This window comes from Roseimarinus sediminis (assembly GCF_050433125.1).
Classification (GTDB): Bacteria; Bacteroidota; Bacteroidia; order Bacteroidales; family Prolixibacteraceae; genus Roseimarinus; species Roseimarinus sediminis.
On the sequence record NZ_JBNPXV010000007.1, the window covers coordinates 281304 to 299898 of the forward strand.

General features: G+C 44.8%; 16 protein-coding genes. 6 read left to right on the forward strand and 10 right to left on the reverse strand.

The features are described 5' to 3' along the window. Positions 1 to 6 precede the first annotated feature (6 nt). From FHS86_RS11380 to FHS86_RS11405, 6 genes are read right to left on the reverse strand one after another with little or no spacing between them, the layout of a single operon-like run. Positions 7 to 597, reverse strand: coding sequence for an RnfABCDGE type electron transport complex subunit E (locus tag FHS86_RS11380; RefSeq protein ID WP_429413394.1), 591 nt, complete (start codon positions 595 to 597; stop codon positions 7 to 9). After that, positions 594 to 1211 carry an RnfABCDGE type electron transport complex subunit G gene (locus FHS86_RS11385; RefSeq protein ID WP_429413396.1) on the reverse strand — a complete coding sequence of 206 codons (618 nt, stop codon included), beginning with the start codon at positions 1209 to 1211 and terminating at the stop codon, positions 594 to 596. The genes FHS86_RS11380 and FHS86_RS11385 overlap by 4 nt, the downstream gene beginning before the upstream one ends. Beyond that, a complete protein-coding gene (locus FHS86_RS11390; RefSeq protein ID WP_429413398.1) occupies positions 1211 to 2191 on the reverse strand; it encodes an RnfABCDGE type electron transport complex subunit D in 981 nt (326 codons plus the stop codon). The genes FHS86_RS11385 and FHS86_RS11390 overlap by 1 nt, the downstream gene beginning before the upstream one ends. Positions 2192 to 2227: 36 nt before the next feature. Next, positions 2228 to 3556 (reverse strand): electron transport complex subunit RsxC, encoded by a 1329-nt coding sequence (gene rsxC / locus FHS86_RS11395; RefSeq protein ID WP_429413400.1) that lies wholly within the window; start codon positions 3554 to 3556, stop codon positions 2228 to 2230. A gap of 53 nt (positions 3557 to 3609) precedes the next feature. Beyond that, positions 3610 to 4473, reverse strand: a complete 864-nt coding sequence (locus FHS86_RS11400) for a Fe-S cluster domain-containing protein (protein WP_429413402.1) — start codon at positions 4471 to 4473, stop codon at positions 3610 to 3612. Between the two features lie 6 nt (positions 4474 to 4479). Next, positions 4480 to 4902 (reverse strand): SoxR reducing system RseC family protein, encoded by a 423-nt coding sequence (locus FHS86_RS11405; RefSeq protein ID WP_429413404.1) that lies wholly within the window; start codon positions 4900 to 4902, stop codon positions 4480 to 4482. A 408-nt stretch (positions 4903 to 5310) separates the two neighbouring features. On the opposite strand from FHS86_RS11405, the gene FHS86_RS11410 reads away from it, so the two are divergent. Then, positions 5311 to 6927, forward strand: a complete 1617-nt coding sequence (locus FHS86_RS11410) for an ABC-F family ATP-binding cassette domain-containing protein (protein ID WP_429413406.1) — start codon at positions 5311 to 5313, stop codon at positions 6925 to 6927. 119 nt (positions 6928 to 7046) lie between these two features. Here the strand turns inward: FHS86_RS11410 and FHS86_RS11415 are convergent, their stop codons facing one another. The 3 genes from FHS86_RS11415 to FHS86_RS11425 form a co-directional block, all read right to left on the reverse strand. After that, positions 7047 to 8048: a cytochrome d ubiquinol oxidase subunit II gene (locus FHS86_RS11415; RefSeq protein WP_429413408.1), complete on the reverse strand. Its 1002-nt coding sequence runs from the start codon at positions 8046 to 8048 to the stop codon at positions 7047 to 7049. Then, complete coding sequence (locus tag FHS86_RS11420; RefSeq protein WP_429413410.1) at positions 8041 to 9351, reverse strand: cytochrome ubiquinol oxidase subunit I; 1311 nt, start codon at positions 9349 to 9351, stop codon at positions 8041 to 8043. Before FHS86_RS11420 ends, FHS86_RS11415 begins: the two co-directional genes overlap by 8 nt. Positions 9352 to 9482: 131 nt before the next feature. Beyond that, positions 9483 to 11660 carry a CotH kinase family protein gene (locus FHS86_RS11425; RefSeq protein ID WP_429413412.1) on the reverse strand — a complete coding sequence of 726 codons (2178 nt, stop codon included), beginning with the start codon at positions 11658 to 11660 and terminating at the stop codon, positions 9483 to 9485. A 627-nt stretch (positions 11661 to 12287) separates the two neighbouring features. On the opposite strand from FHS86_RS11425, the gene FHS86_RS11430 reads away from it, so the two are divergent. The 4 genes from FHS86_RS11430 (at position 12288) to trxA (ending at position 16607) form a co-directional block, all read left to right on the forward strand. Next, a complete protein-coding gene (locus FHS86_RS11430) occupies positions 12288 to 15122 on the forward strand; it encodes a PD-(D/E)XK nuclease family protein (protein ID WP_429413414.1) in 2835 nt (944 codons plus the stop codon). Positions 15123 to 15209: 87 nt separating this feature from the next. Next, complete coding sequence (locus FHS86_RS11435) at positions 15210 to 15866, forward strand: Crp/Fnr family transcriptional regulator (RefSeq protein WP_429413416.1); 657 nt, start codon at positions 15210 to 15212, stop codon at positions 15864 to 15866. Between the two features lie 57 nt (positions 15867 to 15923). Then, positions 15924 to 16145 carry a DUF6132 family protein gene (locus FHS86_RS11440; RefSeq protein WP_429413418.1) on the forward strand — a complete coding sequence of 74 codons (222 nt, stop codon included), beginning with the start codon at positions 15924 to 15926 and terminating at the stop codon, positions 16143 to 16145. A 12-nt stretch (positions 16146 to 16157) separates the two neighbouring features. Further along, the gene (trxA, locus tag FHS86_RS11445) at positions 16158 to 16607 is read left to right on the forward strand and encodes a thioredoxin (RefSeq protein WP_429413420.1); all 450 of its coding nucleotides are present in this window, start codon (positions 16158 to 16160) and stop codon (positions 16605 to 16607) included. 485 nt (positions 16608 to 17092) lie between these two features. Here trxA and FHS86_RS11450 read toward each other — a convergent pair whose 3' ends face one another. After that, the gene (locus tag FHS86_RS11450; protein WP_429413422.1) at positions 17093 to 17791 is read right to left on the reverse strand and encodes a hypothetical protein; all 699 of its coding nucleotides are present in this window, start codon (positions 17789 to 17791) and stop codon (positions 17093 to 17095) included. A gap of 388 nt (positions 17792 to 18179) precedes the next feature. Between FHS86_RS11450 and FHS86_RS11455 the strand changes: the two genes are divergently transcribed. Beyond that, a partial coding sequence (locus FHS86_RS11455) for a hypothetical protein (protein ID WP_429413424.1) occupies positions 18180 to 18595 on the forward strand: 416 nt, incomplete at its 3' end.

An 18595-nucleotide genomic window follows, 5' to 3' on the forward strand; every position in this document is an offset into this window, starting at 1 on the left:
ATAATCTTAGGCCTTGCTCTTGTTTAGACGATTGATCAACGAAATGATATAGCCCAGTGCAATGAAGGCACCTGGTGCCAGAATAAAAGCAAGCATGCCGTATTGTTCGGGATAGATGGTAATATCAAATAGTTTTCCGCTGCCCAGTAACTCACGCACCCCTCCAAGAATGGTGAGTGCGAAGGAGAATCCAAGCCCGATTCCAAGCCCGTCGACTGCTGAAGAACCGACTGAGTTTTTCGATGCAAAAGCTTCGGCGCGTCCCAGCACGATGCAGTTTACTACAATCAGTGGAATAAAAATACCAAGGCTCTCAAACAGCGATGGGAGGTAGGCCTGCATTACCATTTGAACAATGGTTACAAAAGTGGCAATTACCACAATGAAAGCAGGAATACGTACTTTATCGGGTATCAGGTTTTTGATAAGTGAAACGACAATGTTCGACATGACCAGCACAAAAGTGGTAGCAAGTCCCATTCCCAGTCCGTTAATGGCTGAACCGGTTGTACCCAGTGTAGGGCACATACCCAGCAGCAGAACAAATACCGGGTTTTCCTTTATAAATCCTTTTGTAAAGTTTTTCCATTGGTTCATAATGCTTCTCCTCCTAATTTGTTTTGGACTGATTTTTCGGAATTTAATGCTTCGTAGGCTCTGTTCACTGCCGACAGGAAGGCACGCGAAGTGATGGTGGCAGCCGTAATTGCGTCGACACTACCTCCGTCGTTTGAAACACTCAGTGCTCCTTCGTTTAACGAACGTCCCACTACATTTTGTCCGGGTTTTTCGGCGTTGCTGAACCAGCTGTCCATTTTTGATCCCAAGCCAGGGGTTTCGGCATGTTTCAGCACTCTGAATCCTGAAAGCATGCCACTGTGGTCGATTCCTACCATGACTTCGATGTAGCCACTAAAGCCGTCGTAAGTATAGGTTTTTACAGCACTGGCAATGAGTTGACCGTTGCTGTCGAAGGCAGGAAAAATTTCAATGCTGTCTTTTCCGTCGCCCGGCAGCACTTTGTAGGCGGTGCCCAATTGCTCAAATTCGGGCAATACAGCTGCGATGGCTTTGGTTTGTTTTTCCAGTTCGGCTTTGGCAATGGGTGCTTTGGTAACATCGTTAACCAGTCCCAGTGATGCCGAGGCAATCAGGGTTACCCCAAAAAGGGCGATAACCATATTTTTGAATGATGAAGTGAGTTTAGCCATTACTTTTTCTCCCCGAAACGTTTAGGTTTGATGTAATTGTTGATTAATGGAGTAAAGGCATTCATGATCAGGATGGCAAATGAAATGCCTTCGGGATAGGCTCCCCAGGTACGGATGGCCACTGTTATAAGGCCAATTCCTATTGCATAAATGATTTGTCCTTTGGGTGTCATGGGAGAGGTCACCATGTCGGTGGCCATAAACAGGGCACCAAGCATTACACCTCCGGTTAGCAGATGAAACAAAGGATCGGCATATTGTTCAGGATTGCTCATCCACAGTATGCCGGTAAACACAGCGATGGTTGCAATGATGGTGAAGGGAATGTGCCAGGTCACTACTTTTTTGAAAAGCATGTACACAAGTCCGAGAAGCAATAAAATGGCCGACACTTCACCCAGTGAACCACTCATATTGCCCATCAGTAATTCGGAATAGCCCGGAACAGTTGGCATCAGTTCTGAAAGCGGTGTTCCGTTTTTAATTCCTTCCTTGATCAGGGCCAGCGGGGTAGCCTGGGTAGTGGCATCCACTCCGGCTGTGATATTAGGCCAGCTGGTCATTTGTACTGGAAAGGATATTAAAAGGAAAACCCTTCCTACCAAAGCAGGGTTAAAGGGATTTTGTCCGAGGCCGCCAAACGACATTTTTCCAACGCCAATGGCTACCAGGGCTCCGATGATGGTGATCCAGACCGGCAACGATGCAGGAACGTTCATTGCCAGTAAAATACCAGTCAAAATGGCTGATCCATCGGCAATGGTTGCTTCTCCCTTCATCAGGAACTTTTGTATCAGCCATTCAAAAATAACACAGGCCACAACCGACACGAGTGTTACCAATACGGCTGGTAACCCGAAAGTAATAAACGACCAGATCAATGCAGGTGCCAGTGCAAAAATAACACTGTACATGATTTTGTTTACCGAATCACCCTGGTGTATGTGCGGCGACGGAGTTATGGTTAAAAACTTGTTCATTGTTGGTTTTTATAGTTAAAGCCAGTGGCTTTGTGTTTATTTTCTGTTTCTGATAATTCCTCCAACGCTTAGTTTCCCGTAGCGTATGTGATCGAGCAGAGGCCGGCTGGCAGGGCAGGTAAAGCTGCATGAACCGCATTCGATACAATCCATAATCTGCAGTTCTTCACTTTTCTCCCACATTTTATTTTCCGAAAGGGTCATCAGGATGTAGGGTTCAAGTCCCATTGGGCAAACCGATACACAACGTCCGCAGCGAATGCAGTTCATGGCCGTTTTTCGGTGTCCTTCTTTTTCGTTGATGATGAGCACCCCTGAGGTTCCTTTGCTGACAGGAATATCAATGTTGGTGACTGCTTTTCCCATCATGGGGCCACCGCTGATCACTTTGGCCGTGTCGTCGGGTAGGCCGCCTGCAGCTTCTATCAATTGCGAAACGGGTGTGCCCATGCGAACCAGAAAATTGGATGGTTTGGCAAGCGATTTTCCGGTGACCGTAACAATGCGTTCGACGAGGGGTTTGTTTTTATGCACGGCTTCGTAAACGGCAAAAGCAGTTCCTACATTGTTGACCACTGCACCCACCGCAATGGGAAGTGCACCCGAGGGGACTTCGCGTCCGGTTACCGCTTTGATCAGCTGTTTTTCACCACCCTGGGGATATTTTACCTTGAGCGGACAAACTTCGATGCCGGCGTATTTTTCTGCAAGAACAGTGAGGTGTTCAATGGCATCGGGCTTGTTTTTTTCGATCCCAATCACTGCCTTGTTCACATTGAGTGCTTTCATCAGCAACTGAATACCCACCATGAGTTCGTCACCTTTTTCGAGCATCAGACGGTGGTCGGCTGTCAGGTAGGGTTCACATTCAACTCCGTTGATCAGCAGAATTTCGGCCTTCATTCCAGGAGGTGGTGAAAGTTTTACATGGGTAGGGAAGGTGGCTCCACCGAGTCCCACAATGCCGCCGGCCAAAATTTTATCCGTAATGGTCTTTGCATCCAGGTCGGTCGATGTAATCAGGTCGGTTGAACGGTCTATGCTTTCGTCCCATTCATCGCCTTCAACGTTAATAATGATGGCATCCTTTTTATAACCAGAACTGTCGACGCTGCGGTCAATTTTTAGTACTTTACCCGATACCGAACTGTGAATGTTGGTTGAAACAAAGCCGGCACTCTGGGCAATCACCTGGCCGACTTTAACCTCATCGCCACGTTTAACAATTACTTTCGAAGGTGCCCCGATATGCTGGGCGACCATAATGATTGCGGTTTTTGGTAAGGGAAGTTGTTCAACAGCCTGATTGGCCGAAAGTTTGTTTTCAGCAGGGTGAACGCCTCCTATTTTAAATGTTTTCAGCATTGTAACTCCTTTTTAGGTTCAACGGAGAACTGATTAGTATTGGTCGTGTTTGATTAAGCTTCGGCTTTTTCGGGGGCCGGTTCCGCTTTGATCTTCCTTGGAGGAAAGTTTTCCTCTATAATTGCGTTGGTTGGACATACCGTTACACATTTCCGGCACAGCTTGCATTTGTCGGAATCGATAAAGGCAAGGTTGTTCGAAATGGTAATGGCGTCGAATTTACATTCTTTTTCACATTTGCCACAACCGATACAGGCTACTTCGCAGGCTTTTTTAGCGAAACCTCCTTTGTCTTCATTGCGGCAGGCAACAAAAATCTTTCTGTCCCTGGGCATCTTTTTCCGCAATTCGATCAGGTCTTTCGGACATGCTTCAACACAGGCTCCACAGGCAACACATTTGTCATCGGTCACTTCGGGCAGCCCGGTCTCGGGATTCATGTGCAGTGCATCGAAATCACACGAAGCGGCACAATCGCCCAGCCCCAGGCATCCGTACTGGCAATCGGTATCGCCGCCATAGCTCATGGCTGCAATGGCACAGGTCGATGCTCCTTCGTAAAGGTTGGTTTTTGGCCGATGTTCGCACGAACCATTGCAACGTACCACCGCTACCCGGGGTGCCTGCTCGGCGGCCTCAAGGCCCATGATCGATGCTACTTTACTCATGGTTTCATTGCCTCCAACCGGACAAAACTTGTCATCAAGCGAATTGTCTTTTACAATTGATTCGGCAAAGGCCCGACATCCTGCATAACCGCATCCGCCACAATTGGCAGCCGGCAACGACTCTTCAACTTCGTCGATTCTCGGATCCTCGTACACATAAAATTTGCGTGCAGCAAAATATAAAATTACTGCTGCTGCGATCCCAATCGAACTGATGGTAATGATGGTATAAATAAGTGATGCACTCATATCGGTTTATTTGAGTGGGTTAACCACGTAGGTAAATCTCTTTTTTATTTTATCTCTGAAAAAATACAACACAATATAATAAGGGACAAGCGATGCAAGCCCCAGTAATCCGGTAATGCCTTCATCATCGATCAGCTTGGTGGCAATGATCATGGTGCCCAGTAATACCAGAAATGGTAAGATGTATCCTAAAAACAAGGCATTCATTCCCTGCGAAGATTTGAGATGTACCAATACATGCTGGCCGCTATGAAAATCAGCAGGGTTGCAGTCGATGTCCAATTCCTTGTCGCTTTGCTCCGACATATTGCACGATCCTTTGATCTGGCAACTGGCGCATCCCGACTGTACCACAATTCCAACCTTAATACCCTTTGGTCCGATTTCTCTTACAATCCCTGTATGTGTTACTTCCTGTTTTGAACTCATGATTCGTCGTAATGGAGTGCAAAACTATATGTTTCTTAAAAAGAAAATAATGACAAGCCCACTTTTTTAAAGCATATACAAGAATTTAGATTATTTATAAATATCTCGATGATTAGATACGGTTCAGCATCCGTTCCAAGTGGCTTGTCCTCACGAGCTAAGCTTACAGCTCCTAAATTTAGCACTTTGATTGGAATAAAAAAGAATTTTGTTTGAATGATCGATTGATTGCGGGGAAGCAGCAATTGCTAATGTAATTCAGCATTCATTGCCTGTTTTTCTCCTTTTGCCATCACGGGCCTTCTTCAACTTGTTAATTCTATATTATTATCGCTTTGAATTTGGTGCATAGCAGTTGAAATAACACTACTTTTGCCGCCCATTGATTCGGAATAAAAAGAAAATTAGATGATTGATGTTTCAAATTTAAGTATCCAGTTTGGTAAACGGGTTTTGTTTCAGGATGTAAACATGAAATTTACCAGTGGAAATTGTTATGGTATTATCGGGGCCAACGGAGCCGGAAAATCAACATTTCTGAAAATGTTGTATGGCGAAGTAGATCCCACCAGTGGTTCGGTAAGTTTTGGCCCGGGCGAGCGGCTTTCGGTTTTACGACAGGATCACTTTGCATTTGATCAATACACCGTACTCGATACCGTGCTAATGGGCCACGATGAATTGTGGAACAACATGAAGCAAAAGGAAACGCTTTATGCAAAAGCCGATTTTAGCGAAGAAGATGGTATCAAAGCTTCGGAATTGGAAGAGCGCTTTGCCGAAATGGATGGCTGGAATGCCGAAAACAGTGCTGCCACGCTGTTGAGTGGCTTAGGAGTGAAAGAGAAGTACCACAACCGCCCGATGCTTGAACTGGATGGTAAAATGAAGGTAAAAGTGTTGCTGGCACAGGCCCTGTTTGGGAAACCCGATAACCTGCTGCTCGATGAGCCCACCAACGATCTTGACCTGGAAACCATTACCTGGCTCGAAAATTATTTGTCGAATTTTGAAAACACGGTACTTGTTGTTTCGCACGACAGGCACTTTCTCGATTCAATTTGTACCCACGTAGTCGATATTGATTTTGGACAAGCCCGTATTTACGGCGGAAACTATACTTTTTGGTATGAATCGAGTCAGCTGGCACTAAGGCAACAGCAGGCTCAGAACAAAAAAGCCGAAGAAAAGAAAAAAGAATTACAGGAATTCATTTCACGTTTCAGTGCCAATGTGGCCAAATCGAAACAGACAACCAGCAGGAAAAAAATGCTGGAGAAACTCAATATCGAAGAGATTCAGCCTTCAACACGAAAATATCCCGGTATTATTTTAACTCCCGACCGTCAACCCGGAAACAACGTACTCGAAGTACACAATTTGAGTAAAAGTATCGATGGTGAGCTGCTGTTTAAAGACCTTACCTTCAATGTTGAAAAGGAAGATAAAATTGTATTTGTTTCGCGCGACACACGGGCAATGACGGCCTTGTTTGAGGTACTTAACGGGCATGCCAGGCCCGACGGCGGCGATTTTACCTGGGGGCAAACCATCACAACGGCGTACCTCCCGCTTGAAAATGCTGAATTTTTTGAAGAGAAAGTAACACTCATCGACTGGCTGGCTAATTTCTCGAACGATAGCAGTGAAATGTTTTTGCGTGGCTACCTGGGAAAAATGTTGTTTTCGGGCGAAGAGGTGTACAAAAAAGCGAACGTTTTATCGGGAGGAGAAAAAATGCGCTGCATGATTGCCCGTATGATGTTGCGCAATGCCAACGTCCTGATACTCGACACGCCCACCAACCATCTTGACCTGGAATCGATTCAGGCCTTTAATAACCGCTTGACCCAGTTTCCCGGCAACATCCTGATGTCGTCGCACGACCATGCCTTTATTAATTCGGTTTGTAACCGGGTGATTGAGTTAACGCCAAACGGAATCATCGACAAGCAAATGAATTACGAAGATTACGAATCGAATGAAAAGATCAGAGCGCTAAGAGAAGAATTATACGGCGAATAAGAAAAAGGGTACTGACAACAGTACCCTTTTTTGATGCTTATTTGAGTTCTTTCCAAAAGCTTCAACTGAAGTTTTTCTTTTCAGTGGCATTGTTTCATTGCCCAGGCTCCTTTAATCAATTACTGATCGGCTTCGTTAAATTTAAAGGTTTTATACAGGAATGCCATGGCCGGGAAAATGATCAGCACCCCTGCAATCAGGGCGATCAGTAAATGGAATTGTGTGGCATAGGGAGCGCTGGCATTTTGAATGGTGATGTGAGCTCCGCTTTCAACACGCACCAGAACAGGATATTGTATGGCAAACCAGCCGATCACAATCATAATGGTTTGAAAAGCTGCAATAATGCGAACCAGGTTTCTTTTTTGACGGTCGATGTAATGCCACAATACCGGCAATGCCACCGTTGCCAGTACAACACTGCTTACGCTGAGCGGAGACTGGTAAAACTCACTAAATAAGGAAAGGCCATTGAATTCGGCAGCCAGAAAAACCAGCGATCCGGTAAAAACCAGTGCGATCAGCAGGCGTTTGGCCATTAGGGCAAAAATTTTGTATTGCATGTTGTTCCTGGTTTCACCCAGCGTGTACATCGTAGCCAGAAAGGCGAACAATACCACCATGAAAACACCAAGACTTGCAGAAAAAACATTCAACCAGGGCCTGATGTAGTTGTGATAAAATCCAAGTTCGGGACTTAGTGAAATGTTTCCAAGTATGATGCCTCCAAAACTTACTCCAAGGAAAAAGCTCGTAATCAGACTTGAATAATGGAAGATGTGGGTATACACTGCATTCGAACGGGCTTCTTCGATGTCGTAATGCCTGAAGGTAAATGCAGTTCCCCGCAAAATAATCCCGATCAGGGCCATTAAAACCGGCAGGTGCAGTGCAGTTAGTACCGTGGTGTACACCGTTGGAAATCCTACAAATAGAATTACAATGACCAGAATCAGCCAAACGTGATTGGCTTCCCAAACCGGTGCGATGGCACGACTTACAATGGCCGAAGCCTTGCCCCTGGTAAGCAACTCGAGTATTCCGCCTCCAAAATCAGCACCTCCCAGCAGGATGTACAACATAAGGCAGATTCCTAGTATCAGTACAATAATTTCAGTCATTCTTCAGGTATTTGCGGTGTAACATTTTAATCTGGCGGCTCAAAAGCCATATAACAATAAAACTCAATACAAAGTAAATGGCCGTAATGGTGTAAAAGGTATATTGAATGCCTGGCATGGGAGTGAGGGAGTCTTTGGTTTTCATGATACCATATATGATCCATGGTTGTCGTCCTACCTCGGTAACAACCCATCCGGCCTGAATGGCAATGAAGCCAAGCGGTGTGGCCACAATGAGCAGGTAAAACCACCAGGGTTTTTCAAGCCAGTGTTTCCATTTAAAACTTCCTGCCAGGAAAAGGATGCCCAGTAAGAGCAGAAACATTCCGATGGCTACCATCAATTGAAAAGAATAATGGGTAATGGGAACCGGTGGCCATTCTTCCTCTGGAAAGGCATCCAAGCCGGTCACTTCGGCGTTAAAATCTCCGTGAGCCAGAAAGCTTAGAAAACCGGGCAGCTTGATGGCATATTTTACTTCGCGCTTTTCAACATCGGGAATTCCTCCGATAATGAGCGGCGCTCTTTCCTGGGTCTCGAAATGTGATTCGAAGGCAGCCAGTTTTGCAGGCTGCAGTTTGGCCACGGTTTTGGCGGCATGGTCTCCGCTAAGTGGTTGTAAAATGGCAGCAACAGCTGCAAAGGTAAGCGCAATGGTAATGGCTTTGCGGTGAAGGGGAAGTTTGTTTTTCAGGTAAAGAATGGCATGGATGCCGGCTACGGCAAAACCTGTGGCCGAAAAGGCCGCAATGATCATGTGGTGGGCCTGCGAAAACCAGGCTTTATTGAACATGGCTGCTACCGGATCGATGTTGTATGCCTTGCCGTCTATCCAGTCGAAACCGCTGGGAGCATTCATCCAGCCATTGGCCGAGATCACAAACACTCCTGACATGACACCGGCAATTCCTACTATGGCCCCGATGTATAAATGTACTTTGGGATGAAGTCGTTTCCAACCGTAAAGGAAGAGTCCCAAAGCAATGGCTTCGACAAAGAAGGCGGTGCCTTCCCACGAAAAGGGCATGCCGAAAATCGGACCGGCATGCTCCATGAAAACCGGCCATAACATGCCCAGCTCAAATGATAAAACCGTACCCGAAACCGCTCCGACAGCAAAAAATATGGCGACTCCCCGGGCCCAGGCTTTGGCCAGATCGAGATAAACCGGATCTTTGGTTTTCAGCCATTTCCATTCGGCTAAAAACATAAACCAGGGCATTACCATGCCTATTGCAGCAAAAATAATGTGAAAACCAAGCGACACAGCCATTTGTAAACGGGCTGCTAAAAATTCGTCCATCTTCTGTTTTTTTTGAAATGATTGATCAGTAAATTCTATCCTCATCAACACTTCAAAGCGTTTTCGGTTTGTGTGAGAAGTTAAAAAACAAACAAAATTAACGATGGATTAAGATAAGCAGTCGGTCTTGTTTATTCGATGCGCCGCATCATTTTTCCACTTCCGGCGCTTACTCCCTTGTTCGTAAGCGTGTAAAAATAGAGGTGACTTTTGCTCCAGTTGCCGGCATCGAGCCTTATGCGGTTCAGTCCCGAATCGGCCTGCACCTTCCTGCTTACAATTTGTTTTCCTCTGGCATCGTAAATGTTGAGCTGTAATTCGGCATGCTTTGGTACTTGAAATGAAATATTCACCTCACTGACAAAGGGCGAAGGGTAGGCTTTGCTTTCAATAATGGAAGCCAGGGGGGCATCGGTGCCGCTTGTCAGTTCAGGGAATTTTGCAATCTGCTCGTCCATCCAAATGATGCGATTGCTGATCCAGCTTTTCAGAAAACTGATTTCGTTGGGGTAGCTTCCGCCTACATAAAAATTAGGCCAAACATAGGAAGCCAGGATATTCCAGCGTTCAAAATTTCGATCCTTTGCTTCAGCCAGATAAATGGTGCTTGAATCGATGAAGGCGTTAATTTGCTCCAGGCTGAGTACCTCTTCCCGAAGTTCGTTCCAGCGTTTTTTTACGTGACCTTCGAAATAAGGGTCTTCCCGTAAGCGATCCCACCAGAAAGTGATTTCCATTGCATCGGCAGCACCCACACCATCAACCACCCAGCCTTTGGTATAGCCGGCAGCGTAGAAATCGCCGTTTCCAAAGCCCAGATTGTAATCCCAGAAAGGTCCCATCACAATTTTACCTCCCTTGCTGTCCTTTGTCTTGTGGAAATAATTGCTTACCCGGTACGCATCGAGGTTGCGACTTAGTTCATTGATGATGAAGTAATCGGCAAAAGAGTTGATGTCGACATAGGGACGATAGCCTTTTTCGGGGTCTTTAAAATTGGGGCCATGCAAGGCATGTTCAAAATCGGTAACAAATTTTTTAATGTATTCCCGCTGCACAGGCAACAATTCTTCGTATTCGGGATCGACATAGCTGATGGGTACATTTTGCCTCCCGGTTCTTCCTTTGTAGGGTGAAATCCACGCGCCCGGATCGGGGCGGTCAACTTTCAGTATATAGCCGCCCGACAGTTCATCTCCTTCGATGTCTTCGGGCTGAATGGTGGCAAGGTCGAGCCGGTTTTTATCTCTCTTGATGCGCTCGGTCAGCACATAAATGCCCCGGTAGTCATCGTTGATGTACAATTCACAGTAACGGGTTCGGGGCGCCCAACGACCGGTTCCGTTTCCCAAATGATAGGCAAGCGCATTTCGCATCAGCGATTTATCGGAATAGGGACCGTGCAGCATCCAGTCGTTTTCTTCGGGCATGCCAAGCAGTGATACATTGAGGTTATTGCCGGCTTCATCGCGGGTTTCGAGCCCGTAATTCTTTTTTTCAAACATCTGTGATGAGGAACCTCTGATTTCGATGCCGGCCCAGGCATCGTAGGCATAAATGGTATCGTAAAGTTGATTGCCGCCCCCGGGGTGATCGATCACCTTTATTCGAACCATTAATTTAGGTTCGTCGGGGATGCTCTTCCCCCGGGTGTCGATGTGCAGGATGGGCAGATTGCTTTCTTCGTACGAAGGTGGCTCCCAAAACCATTCGGGTACAGGGTGGTAAAGTATTTCAGAATGTGCGATTTCGGCATTCAGGTGAACAAGCGAACTCATATCGCTTGAAGTGATCGCATGATTCAGGATGTGTACTGCAAGGGTGTTTGTTCCTTGAATTAAGGAGCCGGCTTCAAGGCGGTGTCTTTCGGGTAACTGCCCCTGGTACATTCGTGCTTCACGATCGGAGCTTATTGGCGTGTTGTATTTGGGATGCTCCGCGCTTACATTCGACGAACGCGCTACTTCTTCACCATTTAGATAGCATACAAAAGCATCGTCGTAATCGATGTCGAGCAGCAACTGCTTTACAAGGGCAGGATCATCAAGCTGAAAGTTGATTCGAAGATAAAGTGAATTGACCGGATCAATGATGGTGGCATCATCGCCATCGGCATAGCCTATGCCTCCCTTTCCAAGCAGCCATGATGAATCGTCGAAACCGGGCTGCATCCAGTTGGCTGGCACTTCACTTGTTGCCGGAAAATAACGCCATAGCGATCCAGAAACGACCATTGATTCCCAATGTGTTTGAGCAGTAAGTTGTTGTACGCTTAGAATGATGAATGCCAGTAAAATCCAGTGCTTCATGGTTTAAATTTTATTCAATGATAACAGAAAACAGCCTAAACACAAAAAAACGACCAGGGGTCCAACATGACAAAAATCATTTACAAAAAACAGAAGAAATAATTAAGGTGGGTCGCGATGTATTGTCTTAGCCAGGCCAGCTATAAGGAATCATTTGTAAAGAGCATACGAAGGACTTAACACAAAAAAAGCGGGTTATCAATTTGATAACCCGGCTGTTCATAGTTTAGTTAGATCAGAAAATAGATGATGGTTTAAAGAGAAAAGGAAGATTGTATTGTTTCGATTTAAAAAACCTTAATCAATTATTAAATCATCTTTCAAAAATGCATGGCTAATATATAACTAATTTTTAAAAACATAAAAATAAATAACCGAAAATTTACATTGGGAGGGGACGGTGCAAACGTTTTCGACAAGGGTTTCGCCAGTATCTGTTTGTGTTTGAGCTACTACAGAATGATGGCACTTTGCTGTCGTTCTGCTGTGTCTTTTGCCTTTAATATTTGCTTTTCCTTCATTTTCGTGCTAAAAAAGTTTCATGAACAGTGAAAATCGGCTTATTTTCGCCTTAATTTGAGCATTCGGAACAGTAAAATGCCATAAATAGTTGAAAAAAAACAATCCATGGATAAATTTCTCGGTGAAGTAGCAGACTATCTTTTTAAGCGAAATAGTAATGAATTGGATCGTTTAACGGTGGTATTTCCCAACCGGCGGGCAGGGCTCTTCTTTCAGAAGTACCTGAGCACTTTGAGCCAGCGCCCGTTTTTTTCACCCAATATTATTACCATTAGCGAATTGGTAAGCGAGCTTGCTTCGGTTCAGCTCATCGAGAACAACCGGCTGGTGACTGAATTGTATGAGGTATATAGCCGCTTGCTCAAAAGCAATGAAACACTCGACGACTTCTTCTACTGGGGCGAAATGATGTTGAGCGATTTTAACGATCTTGATAAATACCTGGTCGATGCCCGCCAGCTTTTTCAAAATATTCAGTCCTTGCGTGAAATTGATAGTGGTTTCGATTTTCTTAGCGAAGAACAGCTGGCTTATTTATCGACCTTTTGGTTAAATGTGCTCGAGGCGAGAAATTCAGGCGATAAGGAAAAATTCATTGGTATTTGGAAAAATCTATTCAAGGTTTACGAAGCATTCAAAAAGCAACTGGCACAAAAAGGATGGGCCTACGAAGGGATGATGTATCGCTTAATGACTGAAAAACTGCTGTCGTCCAACCTTCATTCAGACCAAAAGCATTTTGCCCTGATTGGTTTTAATGCACTGAATGCCTGTGAGAAAAAGTTGTTCGATTACCTTAAGGTCAATCACAATGCACAGTTTTTCTGGGATTACGACGACTATTATATACACAGGAAGCACCACGAAGCAGCCTTATTCATGAAGGACAATTTGCAGCGCTATCCCATGCCCGACGACTTTGTGCTTTCTTTTAATCACTTTTCATCGCTGAAAGAAATTGATCTGGTGGCTGTTCCAGGATTTTCGGGGCAGGCAGGATATGCTGCCAGCTGGATTGAGAAAAACAGTGCGACGGTGAGTACCCGCTTCGACAATACGGCCATCGTTTTGTGCGATGAAACCCTGTTGTTGCCGGTAATCAATTCGATTCCCGACAGCGTTGGTGAACTGAACATTACCATGGGATATCCTGTAAAGGGTTCGCCTGCTTATGCTTTGATCAAAAACCTGATCGATATTGATAAACACAGCCGGAAAGATCCTACCGGGAAACACCTGTTTTACTACCGCAATGTGCTGGGTTTGCTGAGCAATCCACTACTGAAACGCCTGCTTGGCGATGTAGTTGATCAGCTGGGAGCCGATGTGCGCGATCACAATAAAATATACCTTGGCGATGAAGACTTCTCGGGGCATGATTTGTTGAAAACGATTTTCACGCTGCCTGAAAATGCGGCTGACTGCAGAAGCTATCTTCAGCTTTTGCTAAAAACTGTTTTTAACGGAACTCCCGACGATGAGTACCTGCTGAAGGAAGCACTTTATCAGCTGTATCTGGCTGTGAATCGCATGCACGAGTCGCTGTTTTCCGAAGCAGGCAATCAGGAGACCTTGTTTTCGAAGAGCTTATATTACCAGCTATTGCTGAGGCAGCTCGATCGGCTGAGTATTCCTTTTGAAGGTGAACCTTTGTCGGGCATGCAGATCATGGGTTTTCTCGAAACCCGCTCACTCGATTTCGACCACCTTGTATTGCTATCGTTCAACGACGAAAAGCTGCCCGGCAATCCGCACCAGCATTCCTTTATTCCTTATTCTTTACGAAAAGGTTTTGGCTTGCCGGTAATTGAACAGCGCAATGCCATGTACGCCTATTATTTCTACCGCCTGATTCAACGTGCCAAAAAGGTAAGCCTGGTGTACGATTCACGCAGCGATGGCATGTCGGGGGGCGAAGTAAGTCGCTATGCCACCCAGTTGAAATACGAAGCAGATCATTTAAAGGTAAACGAAATACAGGCCGTGTTTGATTTTGAACCAGCCGAAGTGCATCCTGTTACGATTGAAAAAAGTGCAGCCCTGTACCAGCGGCTGACCGATTACCTGCAAACAACGCGCATATCGCCCAGTGCGCTCAATGCCTACATCGATTGTAAACTGAAATTCTATTTTAAATACATTGAAGGCATCAAAGCCACCGACGAAATATTCGAAGACATCGACCACCTGATATTTGGCCGTATTGCCCATGTTGCACTCGAAGAACTGTACCTTCCTTTTGTGGGAAAGGAAGTAAGTGCCGAAATGCTCGATGCTTTACTTTCCGACAAAAAACGCTTGAATGCAAGCCTGCAGAAAGCATTGGAAAAGGAATATTTCAAACAGGGAAAAATGGTGCTTAATGGACGAAACCTCCTGGTTTTCGACATTATAAAGAAGTACGTGATCCGCATAATTCGTTACGATCAGTCCATTGTGCCTTTCCGGCTGATCAGTCTGGAAAAAGTATATGAAAACACGGTGGAAGTGCCGTCAAACGACGGACCGCTTACCATTCGCTTTGGCGGAACGGTTGACCGGCTTGATCAGATGGATGACAAGATCAGGGTGCTTGATTACAAAACAGGCGTTTCGGAAAACAAACTGGCATCGATCGACCTGCTCTTTAAGGACAAAAGCAGTAGAAATAAGGCCGCCTTTCAGACCATGCTCTATGCCAGTTGTGTACACCACGAGAGCCAGTGCACCGAAGCCCTTGTTCCTGCTGTTTATGGGGCCCGCGATGTTTTCGTTTCCGATTTCAGCCCATTTTTTACTCACGACGGAAATACGCTTGTTTACCAGGCAAATGCCGAAGAATTTATGCTGGGACTGAAAGATCTGCTTGCTGAAATAGCCGACCGGGATATTCCATTTGATCAGACGACCGACGAAAACCACTGTAAGTATTGCGATTACAGTGGAATATGCCGGCGTTAAGCTTTCGGCAGGAGCACGCAATTTAACTGTTGCCGCTTATTTTTTTATTTGTCAGGTTCTTGTATTTTTGTTGGCAAACTGATGAGCATGGAAATACATGATATACCTGTATCTGTCGATCTCTTACGCAAGCGTTTCCCTTTTTTCGAAAGTGGATTAATTGATGATATTGCCAAAGAAGGGGAGTGGATCACCGTGGAAGAAGGTGAAGAACTGATGTCGGAAGGCAGGTACATCCGAAGTTTTCCCATTGTACTCGAAGGGCTGATTAAGGTTTGTCGTAAAGATGAAGAGAGCCGCGAAGTATTGCTGTATTATTTAAATCCCGGACAGGTTTGTGCCATGGCGCTTACCTGCTGTATGGGGCGCATGCAAAGCAATATCAGTGCCTTCGCCGAAGTCGATACCGAAATTATCCGTATACCGGTTGAGTGCCTCGATCAATGGATGGTTCAATATACCACCTGGAAGGAGTTTGTAATGTATGCTTACCGCAACCGCTTCGATGAACTGCTGACCACCATCGACAGCATCGCATTTAAGAAAATGGATGAACGGCTCATCAAGTTTTTTACCGACCGTTTTAAAGCTACCGGAAAAACGACCTACAAGGGGACTCATCAGGACATTGCCAACAGCCTCACTACCTCGCGTGAAGTGGTGTCGAGACTATTGAAACAACTCGAAAAAAATGGTGAAGTAGTGATCAGTCGCAATAATATCGACTTTTCATCACTTGTGTGACTTTAGTTACCGATTCACTTCCCAATTGTGCTTTTCTTTGCATTGTAACAACGATTTATGATGCTCAACTTTTTGATGAAATATAAGAATTACCTGATAGGTATTGCGCTTGGTGCACTGGCCGGATTTCTATACTGGCGCTTCATCGGATGCAATTCAGGTACCTGCCCGATCACATCAACCTGGCACAATTCAACCTTGTATGGTGCCCTGATGGGGGCTTTGTTTGCCAATTCGGGGAAGAAAAAGAAAGCAGTAGAAGATACAGGTAAATCATAGAACTGTTTGCAGATGAGAGGTTTTTTAGGTTTAATGGTTATTTTAATGTTGGTAATTATCAATTTCGGTTGCTCTGCCGGCTCAAAAGAAAAGGCGGGCACCGAAGCCAACATTGAATCAGCAGCCAACAACAATATAAAGTATGCCGACGATATGAGTTCATTTAATGAAATGATCAATAGCGGCCAGCCGGTTTTGGTAGATTTTTACGCCGACTGGTGTGCACCCTGCCGGATGATGGCTCCAATTTTGGAACAGGTAGCCGGCAACATGAACGGAAAAGTAAAAGTGCTGAAAGTGGATGTGGATAAGAATCGTCAGGCAGCGGCCAAATATGGTATCAAAAGCATCCCTACTTTAATGCTTTTCCAGAATGGAGAAATAAAATGGCAGGGAGTAGGAGTGATACAGGCCGATCAGATTGAACAGATTGTGCTCAGCAAAAGTACTCCGCTTCAATAAAATATAGCTTTGAAAGTAAGGACTGAATTTTAGAATAGTAGTTTTTTTATTTTATTTGATTGCTCATAAGTAACTGGTGGCGGGGGTGGTTCCCCGCCTTTTTTTTGTCCAAAATTTTCCTCTTGCATGGCCGCCTGCTATTGGATTGAAGGGATTGAAGGGATTGAATGAAGATTGAAAAAAGGGATCAATCATTTTCCAATCAACCCCTTCGTTTTCTTTTCAACGCCGACAGGACCTTCGGACGCTGTCGGGTTGCTGCTTCATTCAAAGGATTAGCATATCACGTTCTAAAACCTGACAGCACCGCCATCAGGCGGTCTGTCAGCGTTGCTGCACTTATAATGCTCGTGTTCCAGTTTTTCATTTAACAGCACATGCTGCTTTTTTTAGATTGAGTGAAGATTGAAGGAGGATTGAAAGGATTGATCAAACTTTTTTCAATCAATCCCATCAATCTCTTTCTCAATCTCTTTTCAATCTTTTTATCCTGCGGCCGCTTCGGTGCTGCTTTTACCTGGCCCGTAGAGCCTGTAAATCGATTGTCGTACAACGTTGCCTTTAAAAATGATTTTTGAAGCCCTGTTCAGGTCTTTCAGTTTGCTCCAGATTGAATTGAACAGTGCGATACGTTCTTCGGTAACCAACAGGCGCTGCTTCTTCAGCATCTCCTGCTTGTTATCGTGTTGAACCAGGTCCTGCGACAGTTGCTGCAGTTCGGCAGGCAGGCTTTCGGGCATTCCGCCGGCCAATAACTGTGTACGGTAATCCTCGGTGTCGATGGCGGCAATGGCCTGGGTAAGCAAGGGGATCATCACTTTTTCTCGCACGACAGCCTTTTGGTACATGTGCAATCCAAAGGTTTTGTTAATGCCTTTGGTATCACCTATGGCCTTGTGCACAAAGTAAAGCAGGTGCTGATACTTTTCACCTGCCTGCACCCGCAGGGTCTGGATGATCTCGGTTTCCAGATTGATTTCTGCTGTGTGTGCGCTTTCAGAATTGTCGTTCATTGCCGCGTTGAGTTCCGTTTCAAACTCCGCTGCATAATCCTGATTCAGGTTGGGGTCGAAAGCCGAAAATAATTCCATATCGGCTTTAAATTGTGGAAGTACCGCTTGAGCCTGACTTGTTAGCTCATCGTACGACTTGTTGAATTTTCTTTTAATTTGTTTTCCTTTCATGAGATAGCTTATTTTAGGTTAATTCTCGGTAATTGAACCGGCATAGCTTAACCGGTACTGTATATGGTGGAATTTAACATGACAACAAATTGTATTTTAAGACTGGAAGATAGCATAGCAGATACATTTATGTTAATTAAGTGCTGTATGACTTTGACACAGGTAAGTTAATAAATGTATATGTTCAAAAATCATCTTTCTGGCTCTTTTGTTGTATTGTTTTGATAAACAGTGGTTTTATATGCTCAAAACAATGTTTTTAATACATGAAATATCCTTTTGTGTAGATTAAATGAAGACTTTGAATCAGAGCAGCCTGGCTTGTATGCTGTTACTGCATTTTGCGCCTCTTGCGGTGCACATTTCCCTGTAGCCAAAGTCTTTTTCGATGAAGCCCGATACTTTTTTGCTAAGACTTAAAACGATTTTGATGGTGCTGTTGCTGACTTTGATGCTGATTATGCTGCTTTTGATAAGGGTTTTGCACTCATTTGATGGCCTTCAAAGAAATACTTTTGTTCATCCAAATAACAACATTGTTCATCAAAACGCCAAAATGGATCATCGAAATGAAAATCTTGTTCATCCAAACGTCAATATGGAGCATCAAAATGAAAACCATACCCATCCAAATGCTAACATTAATCATCAAAATGAAAACCTTGTTCATCCAAACGCCAACAATCAGCAGCCAAACGCCAACATTGATCATCAAAATGAAAACCATACCCATCCAAATGCTAACATTAATCATCAAAATGAAAACCTTGTTCATCCAAACGCCAACAATCAGCAGCCAAACGC